The sequence below is a fragment of the Ehrlichia ruminantium genome (assembly GCF_009728835.1).
In the GTDB taxonomy this organism is placed as follows: Bacteria; Pseudomonadota; Alphaproteobacteria; order Rickettsiales; family Anaplasmataceae; genus Ehrlichia; species Ehrlichia ruminantium_B.
Genome location: NZ_CP033455.1, coordinates 1277029 through 1291065, shown reverse-complemented (window position 1 = coordinate 1291065; position 14037 = coordinate 1277029). Strand labels below are relative to the sequence as shown.

Genomic DNA, 14037 nt, shown 5'->3' with positions numbered 1-14037 from the left:
TGGAACTAGTGATATAATGCAAAAGTAGTACATTAATGTTTTAGGTATTGTATTTTACATAATTATCTATTAGGTAAATTATGAAAAGTTTAGTCCATTGTATTTTAAGTGTTAATGATTCATTGGGAAGAAGTGCATTTTTGTATAAAGAAATGAGCGAAATGTAATGTCTTGATATTGCTCATCGTTAATATTATTCTTACGTAAAATAGCGTATGGTTAATTCGACTATAGTTAAGTAGGATAATATTCTGTGATATTGATTTGCAATGTTGTACTTACCTGACTGAAAATTATCTTCATTTTGGAGTTTTAGAACTGTAATAATTTATTGGTGAAATATTTTTTGTACGTTATTACTCAATTACTTTTGGTACAACGAAAAAATCTTGTTCTTGCTTAGGAGAGTTAGAAAGTACGGTATCCTTTATATTTCCATCATTAATAATATCCTGACGTAAAGGTAATGTATGACTGATGCCACCGTGGCTCATTGGGATAATATTTTCTGTATCAACTTGTGATATTGTATTGATCCAACTTAATACAGATTCTAATTCTTTTATATAGTAGCCTACCTCGTCATCACTGAGTTTTATTTTTACTAACTTTGCAACTTGTAACAGGTCATCTTTTGTTATCCTTTTTTGCTGTAAGTTATTATTCTTATCCTGGTTATTTATCAATTTCTTCCTTATTATTAAGTTGACAGTAGATGCTATAGTATATAGTTACTTGAAAATTTATCAATGGATAAAATTTGAATTCTTAATGTGTTATATAAATTGTAATGTATGATAAAAGTTAATCTTGAAATTATTTGAATATACAGTACTTTATTCTTACTTGTCTGTTTTGATTATTGTTGATTTTGTGGTTTGTTTATCAATTCTAATGTGTAGGTAATATTGGTATATATGTGTTTATTAATTAATCTATGTGATTAATTATAGATTGAGTCTATATAAACCAAGTTTGCATTTATAATGTAAATATGGGTAATTATGAAATAGCTATTATAGTACTTAATTGTTAAGGTATTTAATTATCTTTGTCTATTATATAGCTGTGTAATTATTTAAATTTATTAGTAGTAGAGGTTGATAAAGTTTTATTCTTTGAAGATAGAAGATTTTATGTTTGTTTTTGAGTAGGATATTAGTTTGGATATTTAGTTAGTTGTGTTGTATTTTATACCTCATAATACATAACTCACAAATGTAGTATCTATTAATTTATTTATTAGTGTATGCTAGGAAATAAAGTTATATATTAACCTTATGCTATACCAAACTTGCAATGTAAATTTTTATTACGTGTGTTGCTTGTCTGTTCTTGAAGTGATTTCTTATTAGGTCATTTTTGGACTGTTAAGTTAGTGATATGACGCATAATTATCAGTATATTACAATTGAAATGTTAGTATTATCTCATTATTAAAATAGAGAAGATTTTTTTTATTATGCTGACTATTCAATATATATCTTAATTTTATTGTATTGTGCTAGGAAAGCTTGTCATTTTTTGTATAGTTAGATAAGTGTTAAGATCCTAGTTCAATTATTCCGGAAATGTTAAACTGGTTGTTTATCATTACAATTAATCTCTCATGTCCTAAATGATAGATTTAACAATTATTTCAACCTGATATATTAGTTATTGAAGGTTATATAGATGTATTTCATGGTAGATATTTTTTATATTCCTTCTAGATTATAGATTTGTCTCTTATATACTAATGGCAAATTTAGCAGAGTTATACAACCTTATATATTGACTAGTTGATTATATAGTCATGAAGGTTATAGAGATGTATTTCATTAATGGGTATTTTTTATGTTCCTTCTAGATTATAGATTTGTCTCTTATATACTAATGGCAAATTTAGCAGAGTTATACAACCTTATATATTGATTAGTTGATTATATAGTCATGAAGGTTATAGAGATGTATTTCATTAATAGGTATTTTTTATGTTCCTTCTAGATTATAGATTTGTCTCTTATATACTAATGGCAAATTTAGCAGAGTTATACAACCTTATATATTGATTAGTTGATTATATAGTCATGAAGGTTATAGAGATGTATTTCATTAATAGGTATTTTTTATATTCCTTCTAGATTATAGATTTGTCTCTTATATACTAATGGCAAATTTAGCAGAGTTATACAACCTTATATATTGATTAGTTGATTATATAGTCATGAAGGTTATAGAGATGTATTTCATTAATAGGTATTTTTTATACTCCTTCTAGATTATAGATTTGTCTCTTATATACTAATGGCAAATTTAGCAGAGTTATACAACCTTATATATTGATTAGTTGATTATATAGTCATGAAGGTTATAGAGATGTATTTCATGATAGATATTTTTTATGTTCCTTCTAGATTATAGATTTGTCTCTTATATACTAATGGCAAATTTAACAGAGTTAAACAACCTTATTATTGACTAGTTGATTATATAGTCATTGAAGGTTATAGAGATGTATTGCATTGATAAATATTTTTACTATACTCTTCTAGATGATAAATTTATATCTTATGTCCTGAAATAAGAGATGTTATATAATTATTAAACTTTGTGTATTTTAGGGTTATTATTCTTGGGATAGGAACCTGGCTTACTTTTATAAACAATACATTTCTTATTAAATATGGTGTTTTTTCAGTCTATTGATTAATTAGATAGAGTATATAGTATGTAATTACTGATAAATTTATCTATAGATAACACTTTAACTTTTTGGGTATTAATAAAACAATGATTTATTGTGTCAGTTATGGTAAGTGTAGTTAATTGTGAATTAGCTATTTTGTCTAATGCATTGCCGGATAATACCCCATGTGTAATATATGCACTAACTTGTAAGGCTCCATTGTTTTTTAATGCTAATGCTGCGTTGCATAACGTGCCACCTGAATCGACTATGTCATCTACTATTATGCATTCCTTATTTGCTACGTTACCAATTATATTCATAACTTCAGATACACCGGGTTTGGTGCGATGTTTGTCTATTATTGCTATTTGAATTTCATTATTTAAATTGTACTGTTGTGCTAGTGTATGTGCAAAAGCTCTAGTTCTATTTAACGCTCCATAATCAGGTGATACAATAACTAGGTTATCTGTGGTACATTTTTGAATAATAGCATCTATAAAAATACTATTGGCACTTAAATTGGTAATATCTGTATCAAAGAAGCCAATAAGTTGATTTGAATGTAAATCAATAAATGTAATGTTGTTAGCATTGGTTGTTTGTAGTACATTAGCGATAACTTTAGCGCTTAATGCAGATACCATGTTGCTGTTACCTGATATTCTGTACATTATTCTATCTTGTCTAGTATAACAACAGTATGGGATTATTAGTGTAATTTTATTTGGGGATAATGCTCTTTTTAGTGCATCGATTAATAACAATAATTCTAATAAACTATCATGTGCTGGGGAAGTTATGCTATGTAGTAGTATTATATGTTTGTTCTTATTACCTTGAATTTCTTCTACTTCTACATTTAATTCTTGATCTGCAAATCTTGAAGTATGTGATTGAATGAGTCTTATATGTGTTAGCTCTGATATTCTTTTTGCTAAGTCAGTATTATGTATACCAGCAGATATTAACATTAGATAAGTTGCTCTAATTATATAAAAACGTGCATCGTGATAATATGTAATAGTGTAGAAAAAGTAAATAGGTATTTTTTATAGTATTATGATATCATAGAATAGTCTTTATTAAAGGAGAATAGTGATAAATCAGAATGATATATTAAATGTATTGTCAAAAGTTGTAGATCAGCGTAGCAATAAAAATATTGTGGAGCTTGGTTTAGTTTCTTCAGTATTAATTGATGGTAATAACATTACTTGTATTTTAAATTTAGTCGATGAATATCATGTTGTACAACGAGATATAATTGAAAAGCAATGTAAAGATGCTATTAGTCTTATTGCAAATGTCGAGTATGTAAAGATTATTCTTACTAGTACACGTACTGCTAATAAACCACGTCAAGGTGATCCTGTAAGTAAAATGTCTATTCGTGATGTCAAAAATGTAATACTTGTATCTTCTGGTAAGGGTGGAGTTGGAAAATCTACAATTGCTTTGAATATAGCGTTTGCTTTACTACGTAAAAAGTATAAGACAGCATTACTTGATCTTGATATTTATGGTCCATCCATACCACATATGCTAGGAGTTGCAGATGGTACGAATCCTGAGATAGATAGTTGTAATAGAATAATACCGATTGTTAGATATGGTCTTAAAAGCATGTCTATTGGATATCTTACTAGTAAGAAGGATGCTGCTATTTGGCGTGGTCCTATGGTGAGTAAGGCGATATATAGTTTAATATTAAATACAGCATGGGGAGAATTAGATTATTTAATTGTAGATACTCCTCCTGGTACAGGTGATGTTCATATTACCTTTTCTAGTAAATTTGATATTACTGGTATTATTGTAGTATCTACCCCACAGGAGTTAGCTATTATTGATGCAGTAAAAATGTGTGATATGATGAATAAGATGAAGGTTGGTATTATTGGTGTAATAGAAAATATGAGTTATTTTGTTGATACTACTTCTGGTAATAAGACTTATATCTTTGGTAAGCAAGGTGTACGTACTATGGCAGATACGTTAGATGTCAATCTTTTAGGGGAAGTACCAATATATCCTCAAATATGTAATACTGCAGAGTTAGGTAATCCTTTGATGCTTGGTCGTGAAATATGTGAGATTTATGATAGTATTACTAATAATATGTTGTGTATTATCAATGGTGTATAGTAGTATAATATTTTTTGTTAACAAATTTAAATTTTCTTAAGTATAAAAAAACGATGTTATTATATTTAGGTGAAGATATAAGTCAATGTGTGTTATACTTAACTGCTCTATAAGGTATAGTCGCGAGTTTTGCAAAATAATGAGTATTATAGGTAAGTATGATAACTTTGTTTATATTGTGTATATGATCGCTTTGAGGCAGTATGTATAAACACCGTATAGTAACACTGTGTAGAATAAGTATTGTTGGATAAAGTCATAACTCTACTTAGTGTTGTGTGTAAGATGACTTTCGGGGCAGTATATGTAAACAACGTGTAGTCATACTGTGTAGAATTAAGTGTTATTGGATAAAGTCATAACTCTACTTAGTGTTGTGTATACAATGACTTTCAGGAAGGTATATGTAAGCAATGTGTAATCATACTGTGAGAATAAGTATTATTGGATAAATGTCATAACTCTACTTAATATTGTGTATACGATAACTTTCAGGGCAGTATATGTAAACAACGTGTAGTCATACTATGTAGAATTAAGTGCTATTGGATAAAGTCATAACTCTACTTAGTGTTGTGTATACGATGGCTTTAAGGCAGTATGTATAAGCATAGTATAGTCGCACTGTGTAGAAAATATAAGTATTATAAAATCTGTTTGTGTTATAATATATCTAGTAATTCTAAAAAAAATGTGTATCACTTTATACATAATGTTTTTTAAGAAAAGCTATTATAGGGTAAAGCAATATTTTCCTATTGGTTATACGATTCTGTATATGTGATATGTGAGATGAAAAATGTAGTTTGAATCCTATTTTTGTATATGGGTGGTGTACAAGTATGAGTCAAAAATATGAAACTTGCTTGCTGCTGACTTTCAAATACACAATAAGTGATTTTTAGGAATTTAATGAAAAACAAAGAATATTATTGCTGATTGAACATTAATGGTATTCATGTATAGAGTCCATATAAAAGTATTTAGACTTTTATTACTGATATTCTTTGGGTGATATGATACATGACTTTTTGGTAAAAAGAATCCCATATTTATGAGTAAAGTATTCTATATAATATTATTTTAATGAAACTAATTTCAGTTATATGTTTTATAGTTTTGCTACCTTTTATGTTTACAACAGAATTATTAATGGCTGATATCAGTTGTAATGACTGAACTACTATATTAGTGAGAGTTGATTAATGTATTTTATAATGTAACAACATTACCATTGTAATTTTGCTAATAGAGAAAAAATATCTATACTGATTATATCCTCATTGGCATGATAATGTACATAGCATCATCGTTACTCTGTTCTTGTATTAATATGGCAGTGTTTGCATCATGAAAAGATAAGTGACATTTTCCTTTAATACAACATAATGCTTCCATTAAATACCTTGCATTAAGACCAATAGTGACTTCAGATGCAGAGTAAGTATCAATTTCTAGCTCTTCTCTTGCATCTCCTTGATCCGAAGATGCTGCACTAAGTATTAATTTATTATCAATAAACTTTAACTTGATTACTTTGACTTTATCGAAAACAACAACAGATACCCTATCTATTGCATTTGATAATATTTCAGATTCAATAACTACATTTTTATCATGGGATTTTGGTATTATTGAATTGTAGTTTGGAAAAATACCATCTATAACTTTGGATATTAGAATATATTCTTTGTACTCAAAACAGATCTTTCTGTCAGATAGACTAATCGATATTAAATCATTTCCGTTACCATGACCTATTATTTTTAGAATTTCATTTACTGTCTTTTTGGGAACTATGATGCCAAAATCCGATAAAATATTTTCTGTTTTATTTAGTTTAGCTAAGGATAGCCTATGCCCATCTGTAGCAGCGCAACATAGGACTCCATCGGACGTGTGTACATATACTCCATTTAAATTAAACCTACTTTCTTCTGCAGAGATTGCAAATTTAGTTTTGCCAAAAAGATTAACTAACTCAGATACTTGTAAAGTAAACTTATTTTGTAGTTCATTGTTTTCAATTACAGGAAATTTTTCTATGTCAACAACAGGTAAGAAAAATTCTGTACGACTGCATTCTATGGTGAGTCTTCCATCTTTGCCAATAGTAAACTTAATTTCAAAGTCATTAGGTAATTTTCGCACGATATCATAAAGAAGTTGAGCAGAGACCACTATAATTCCATCGGCTAAAACATTAGCACTAATTGAAGCGACAATTGAAATATCAAGGTCTGTAGATGTTAAGCTAATTTTCTGGTTGCATGCCTCAATCCTAACACAAGATAATACAACAATACTATGACGTTTTTCTACAATACTGTTGATATAAGACAATGCCTGCAAAAGTTTGTCTTTGCCAACACAGAAACTTAATGTAGCATTACCAATCATATTTTTGTTAATACACAGATATTGAAGTGTTATACAGATTAAACACTCACAAGTCAAGTATGCCTATCTTATTTATAATAATTAAGATGCATGACTGAATATATCAACATTATCCCAACCTAATAAGTCTAACTGGACTCGTGTAGGAAGAAACTCGAAGCAGGATTTTGCTAGTTCTTGCTTATTCTCACGTTGTAACATGGTGTCAAGTTTGCTTTTTAATGCGTGTAGGTGCATAACATCTGATGCGGCATAATTTAACTGTTCAGATGTTAGGGTTTCTTTCCCCCAATCTGATGACTGTTGTACTTTGTTCAGTTTTATACCTAATAACTCATTACAGAGCTCTTTTAAACCATGATGATCTGTGTATGTTCTAGCTAGTTTGGAAGCTATTTTAGTACAATAACATGGTATAGCCCATACGCCAAGGTAATAGCGTATTGCAGTAATATCAAAGCGAGCAAAATGAAAAATTTTGGTTATACTTAGGTCAGATAAAATTCTCTTCAAATTAGATGCCTGATATTCAGTTGAAGGAAACTTAACCAAGTGCACATTACCATTACCTTCAGATATCTGTACTAAACACAATCTATCCCGCCTACATACTAGGCCCATAGTTTCCGTATCAACGGCAACAGTGCCGCTAAATTCTAACCCGTCAGGTAAGTCATAATCATGTACAAAGATAGACACAATCCCCCCACATATAGGCGTATAACATCATATAGTTATTGTATCACGTATCAAAAACCTCTCAACTTATATTATGCTTCCTCAACATACTTTTTATCGATTTCCTGTCCATAAACCATATCATTGTTTGGTCCATTGTTCCATCTGTATCCTTCTTCTCCTCTATTATCATCATTTTCGTCATCATCAACGCATTCTTTTAAGACATAACCGCGTCCCCACACAGTTTCTATATAGTTCTTGCCGTTGTTAGCAACTTTAAGCTTTTTACGTAACTTGCACATGAAAACGTCAATGATTTTGTCATCTGATGGTTCATCTAGTTCCCTATATAGATGGGACAGAAACATTTCTTTTGTAAGAACAGTTCCTAGTCTAGAAGACAATAACTCTATCATTCCATATTCTTTTTTAGTCAGGTGCACTATTTCACCATTACATTCGACACATTTGTGGTCAAGATTGATAGCGATGTTACCAACGCGCACTATTGACTCAGGGTGTCCTCTGGTGCGACGTACAATAGCCTTGATTCTTGCAAGTAATTCGCTTTTGTGAAAAGGTTTTGTCACATAGTCATCTGCTCCATAGTACAAGCCTTTAACTTTATGTGATACTGATGAAATACATGACAATATGAGAACAGGAACTTTAATACCAGATTCACGTAGTTTTACTAGAATGTCGTATCCATCTATTTTACCAGGGAAATGTATATCTAATATAACTATATCATAGTCATCATTCTTTGGAATGATGCTACCATAACAATCTTGGGCAGAAGTCATAGTTTCACAAAAATGTCCTTCTGAAGATAAAGAAGCTTCTACTGCTTTTGCGCATGCAATATCATCTTCTATTAATAATATACGCATAAATACCTCTAAAAATCCAATAATCCATAATTTAAATATATAAAGCACTTAGCCTAATCTAAAGACATAATCAACCTATAACAACTAAATATTTCATCAAAAGTTAATACATAGTGTTACTATGCTGTTCAAGTATAATAGTAAATTACATGTAATATACTTTGCGTGTGTTGCATATATAACACAAATTACACTCAAGACTATTAGAGATATTATAGTAAATACACCTAATTTTTCTTAATCGGTAAAATATTCTACTGATTATACATAAACACAAGTTAATACTTTATTAATAATAAAAATAATAATTACAATAACTATTATATATTAATAAGCACACATACACTAATATAAAAATTTCAATATGTTGTATATTTCACACTGATCTGGCATACCAAATGATTCTACCTAGTATTTCCATATCTTCTAAATGACATTCATACGAGGAATACTTTTTATTGTCAGAAACGACATGTAACTTAATTTTTTGGCTATCTTTTAAATATTCTAGTCTTCTAATGGAAATTCCTACTGAGTCTACAATGACAAATAAACCTGCAGGATGAGGAATTTTATCGCTTATATCTACCAAAACGATGTCTTGATTCATTAATGTTGGGATCATACTATCTCCTTTTACGTAGTATATGCGTAGGTCTTTCATATTAGGAGTCAGGTTAATATTTGAAGAAAGATATAAATTGACATCTCCAGAAGATGAGATCTTACCATTCTCTAATTCCAAATTGTATACAGGTAATATGTTGGTATTACCTTGTCCACAAATGTAAGTATCATCACTAATTAAATAAGATAATGATACATTTAATACTTTTGCTATTGCCATTAATTTCTTAGATGTTGGATTGGTTGATTTACCACTCAATATGTCATATACGAAAGATTTGCCAACTTCAGCCCTATGAGCAAGTTCACGTGCATTTATTCCCATTTTATCCATTTGATGTTTCATTCTAGTAACGATTATACTATTATTTGTTTTCATAAATTCCTCTTATAGTTAATATTTATACATTTTTGTACAGTTTAAAGTGCATAAACTCAAGTAATAATTGAACAGTTCATTCACGATGACACCAAATTATCAAATTATTAGCTATAAGAACCGTATAAAATACAATTATAATATAAAAAGTCTTTGTTATGCATCTAATGGTTGTAGGAGTTGAATTAGAAATGATACAGAATGAAATTTATGTGTATAATAATCTAATGTTAAAAAATTATATCAATACTATAAACACAATGCTTTATGATAGTAAAATGGTTAATGATTAATTGGGGAATATTATAAGTTATGTTGTAGTACTAAGATAATAAATTATATACCATATTCAATATTTCACATTAATTCATATCTATGCTAATGCAGTATTTTGTAACAATATTAATAATATGTTAGACATATTATGTACCACATTATGATAGTAGAAAATTAATTATGTGCTACGTTGAGGTTTCATATGAGTGCATATCTGTGCTAATGCAGTATTTTGTGATGATAAAATAATATGTTGGGCATATTATGTACCACATTATGATAGTAGAAAACTGATTGTGTGCTACGTTGAGGTTTCATATGAGTACATATCTATGCCAATGCAGTATTTTGTGACGATAAAATAATATGTTGGGCATATTATGTACTACATTATGATAGTAGAAAACTGATTGTGTGCTACGTTGAGGTTTCATATGAGTACATATCTATGCCAATGCAGTATTTTGTGACGATAAAATAATATGTTGGGCATATTATGTACTACATTATGATAGTAGAAAACTGATTGTGTGCTACGTTGAGGTTTCATATGAGTACATATCTATGCCAATGCAGTATTTTGTGACAATAAAATAATATGTTAGACATATTATGTACCACATTATGATAGTAGAAAACTGATTGTGTGCTACGTTGAGGTTTCATATGAGTACATATCTATGCTAATGCAGTATTTTGTTATAATAAAATGATGTGTTAAGCCTGTTATAGGCCACATGTAATACTGAATAATTGACTGTGTGTGCATATTTTAATCTAAATGTCCGCCTGTAATTAATACAATGCGTTGTGATAGTAAAAGTTTAGCAAGAATATTTATCATCTGTAATATGATGCTAAATAGGGTAACTATGAACCCTATGTAAAAACATTCCAAACCTGACTATACATGTAATAAACGAGCATAATTATATAGTTTATTTGTATTATCGACTAAAAATACGAAGCTTTAGGATGTATTCTACAAAATAGCATCATATGGAACTATAAAATAGTTGTTTGTATCCTTATTATTTAGTAAGCAGGGCATTTACTATGAATGCTTCTGCAGCACTAATGTCTTTCCATCCCTCTACTGATACGAACTTATCTGCTTCTAACTTTTTATAAAATGTAAAAAAATGAGATATTGAATTTAGGAATGATGTTGGAAAATCTGTGTAATTTTGTATGGTAGAGTAATACTGGTCTACTTTGCTAATAGGGACAGCTAATACTTTGACATCTTCTCCACCTTCATCATGCATAACTAATACTCCTACTGGTCTTGCACAAATTAATGCTCCAGGTGTTATTGGAAATCTAGAAGTAACAAGAACATCAACTGGATCACCATCTCCAGCACAGGTGTGAGGAATGAAGCCATAATTGCATGGATAGTACATAGAAGTGGGTAGGAATCTATCTACACAAAGTAAGTTTTTCTTTTTATCAAATTCATATTTCACTGGATAGGAATTCTGACTAATTTCAATAATAACGTTTATTTCTTTAGGTGCATTATTACCACTAGTGACATTATCTAAATTCATAATTAATCTCTTAATACAATATAAAATGATACCAAAGTTATAAAATACTCTAGTATAAAGAGCAAGTATTGTATAGTATTGTGACTCTTATACTTCACATGTACCTGTTTGAGTGTGAAATGTCTTAAGTATATAGTATCTTTTGTTAAGATGATATAAAAATTTTTGTGCTGTATAAGTACATGCTCATAATGATATTGTGTGTTTTAAGCTTCTAACATAAAAGGCATATTATAAGTATGGCACATTCAATAATGCAGTAGTTTCATCACAGGACATCATAACATTAAAGTTTTGTACTGCTTGACCAGATGCTCCTTTGAGTAAGTTATCTATATTACAAACTATTATGACTGTATTGGGTGTTCTTCCTGGAAAAACTCCTATGTAGCAATAATTTGTTCCTACAACAGATTTTGTTGTTATGGCTTTTTCCTCGTTAATATGAACAAACTTAGAATCTTTATAAAAAACTAGTAATGCTTCTCGTATATCAACTGGTGAAACACCTTCTTCTAATTCAAGGTATATAGTAGATAACATGCCCCGTTTTATTGGGATAAGATTAGGAACAAACTGTACATTGATATTCTCCTGACATGCTGCAAAACAAAGCTCCTGTTCTATTTCTGGTATATGTCTATGTTTTGAAATATTGTATAACTTCATAATGTCATGAATTTCGCAAAAAAGTTTCTTTTGATCAACAGATCTACCAGCACCACTAACGCCTGATTTTGCATCAATTATTATATTCTGATTTTTTACTAAACGGAGTCTTAATAATGGGAACAATGGAATCAATGCAGAAGTAGCATAGCATCCAGGGCAAGCAATAAAATGTGACTTTTTAATATCTTCCCAGTATATTTCTGTTAACCCATATACAAAGTTTTGTATCAAGTCTGGACAACAATGTGATCCATACCATTCTTTGTATATATCAATATCTTTAATTCTAAAATCGGCTGCTAAATCTATAATAACTTTACCTTCGCTGTAAATCTTTTTTACAATTTCATTTGATTGTCCGTGAGGTAAACATAAGAATATCACATCCACTTTAGATAAATCAATGGAAGAGAAACATGATATGCTAACTGGTATACTTTCTTTTAGAAGATGATCATAATGGGAAGACAATAAACCCCCAACAGACTGGGTAGCACATAGATACTTTATTTTGACCATAGGATGCAAAAGCAGTAACCGTACTAGCTCTATTCCAACATAACCTGTAGCTCCAACTACAGCAACTGATACCTGATAACTCATGTTGGAGATTATCTCTTAGAAAATTGACAACTTTTCCTAGCTTTGTGTTGACCGTATTTTTTACGTTCTACAACACGTGAATCTCTGGTCAAGAAACCACCAGCCCTTAGAGTAGGATGAAGGGCAGGATTAATATCAGCTAATGCTTTACTAATTCCGTGAGCTACAGCTCCAGCTTGCCCTGAAACTCCACCACCTTTTACAGTTGCAGTAACATTGTAACAGCCAGATGTTGATGTAGCAATAAACGGATTATAAACCTTTCTACATAAAGTATTTTTTTTAAAATACTTAAAAATATCCATACCATTTACGGTAACGTTACCTTTTCCCACTGCTAACCATACACGTGCAACAGCTTCTTTCCTTTTACCTGTTCCATAAGCACGTCCACGGGCATCTACTTTCATACTTTTAGGTTGATTATCCTCATGTTGATAATCAGGTGATATATCAGGATTGCTGTCCATTATTTCCTCTTATTATTTTTAATGTTAAGTGACAAAAAATCTAATTGAATAGGTTGCTGAGCATTATGCTTATGTTCTGGTCCTGAATATATGTACAGATTTTTTAAGCGACGACGTGCCATTGGACCAGTACTGAGCATACGGCACACTGCCATTTTAATTATACGTTCTGGATGCTGTCTTAAAAATAAATCAGCTGGGGTACAACTCTTTATTCCCCCAGGATAACCAGTGTGTCTGTAATAAACTTTACGCTTTAACTTGTTGCCTGTAAATTGTACCTTTTCTGCATTGATGATAATTACATTATCTCCACAGTCCATGTGGGGAGTGTATTCTGGTTTGTTCTTACCACGTAACACAGTTGCAACAAAAGCAGCCAACCTACCAACTACTGCTCCACTTGCATCTATTACAACCCAGCGTTTACTTATTTGACTTGCTTTTAAAGAAAAGGTCTCCATATACATCCATTATTAATAAGCTTTCATGATACTAAGACAGTACTTTATTGTCAATAAAAACTCACTAAGTATTTACCCCTTAAATATAGTGATTGCATTATCAAGTTATCTGAATATTATATAGTTAAGATGATGTATGTATTGTGTAGTCTTAGTAAAAGTTTACTTTCTTGCATAGTATCATTGATGTATGCAATTGA

The 14037-nt window shown here is 30.0% G+C and carries 11 protein-coding genes; 1 reads left to right on the top strand and 10 read right to left on the bottom strand.

Annotated features, from left to right (window positions below):
* Positions 1 to 356: 356 nt before the first annotated feature.
* Both gatC and prs read right to left on the bottom strand, forming a co-directional pair.
* Positions 357 to 686: an Asp-tRNA(Asn)/Glu-tRNA(Gln) amidotransferase subunit GatC gene (gene gatC / locus EDL80_RS04440; protein ID WP_410521731.1), complete on the bottom strand. Its 330-nt coding sequence runs from the start codon at positions 684 to 686 to the stop codon at positions 357 to 359.
* 2002 nt (positions 687 to 2688) lie between these two features.
* Complete coding sequence (gene prs / locus EDL80_RS04435; protein ID WP_158406969.1) at positions 2689 to 3645, bottom strand: ribose-phosphate diphosphokinase; 957 nt, start codon at positions 3643 to 3645, stop codon at positions 2689 to 2691.
* A gap of 124 nt (positions 3646 to 3769) precedes the next feature.
* Here prs and EDL80_RS04430 point away from each other — a divergent pair, with 124 nt between their 5' ends.
* Entirely contained in the window at positions 3770 to 4819 is a 1050-nt protein-coding gene (locus tag EDL80_RS04430) for an Mrp/NBP35 family ATP-binding protein (protein WP_158406968.1), read from the top strand.
* Between the two features lie 1272 nt (positions 4820 to 6091).
* Here EDL80_RS04430 and dnaN read toward each other — a convergent pair.
* The 8 genes from dnaN to rplM all read right to left on the bottom strand — a co-directional run bounded on the left by dnaN (position 6092) and on the right by rplM (position 13837).
* Entirely contained in the window at positions 6092 to 7219 is a 1128-nt protein-coding gene (gene dnaN / locus EDL80_RS04425) for a DNA polymerase III subunit beta (protein WP_158406967.1), read from the bottom strand.
* An 81-nt stretch (positions 7220 to 7300) separates the two neighbouring features.
* Positions 7301 to 7918: a ribonuclease D gene (locus EDL80_RS04420; protein ID WP_158406966.1), complete on the bottom strand. Its 618-nt coding sequence runs from the start codon at positions 7916 to 7918 to the stop codon at positions 7301 to 7303.
* A gap of 71 nt (positions 7919 to 7989) precedes the next feature.
* Positions 7990 to 8793, bottom strand: coding sequence for a response regulator transcription factor (locus EDL80_RS04415; RefSeq protein ID WP_158406965.1), 804 nt, complete (start codon positions 8791 to 8793; stop codon positions 7990 to 7992).
* Between the two features lie 376 nt (positions 8794 to 9169).
* Positions 9170 to 9799, bottom strand: a complete 630-nt coding sequence (locus EDL80_RS04410) for an XRE family transcriptional regulator (RefSeq protein WP_158406964.1) — start codon at positions 9797 to 9799, stop codon at positions 9170 to 9172.
* A 1307-nt stretch (positions 9800 to 11106) separates the two neighbouring features.
* Entirely contained in the window at positions 11107 to 11628 is a 522-nt protein-coding gene (gene ppa / locus EDL80_RS04405) for an inorganic diphosphatase (protein WP_158406963.1), read from the bottom strand.
* Between the two features lie 231 nt (positions 11629 to 11859).
* Entirely contained in the window at positions 11860 to 12903 is a 1044-nt protein-coding gene (gene argC, locus EDL80_RS04400; protein ID WP_158406962.1) for an N-acetyl-gamma-glutamyl-phosphate reductase, read from the bottom strand.
* An 8-nt stretch (positions 12904 to 12911) separates the two neighbouring features.
* Entirely contained in the window at positions 12912 to 13373 is a 462-nt protein-coding gene (rpsI, locus tag EDL80_RS04395; protein ID WP_158406961.1) for a 30S ribosomal protein S9, read from the bottom strand.
* Positions 13373 to 13837: a 50S ribosomal protein L13 gene (gene rplM, locus EDL80_RS04390; RefSeq protein WP_196492734.1), complete on the bottom strand. Its 465-nt coding sequence runs from the start codon at positions 13835 to 13837 to the stop codon at positions 13373 to 13375. Before rplM ends, rpsI begins: the two co-directional genes overlap by 1 nt.
* Between the last annotated feature and the right edge of the window lie 200 nt (positions 13838 to 14037).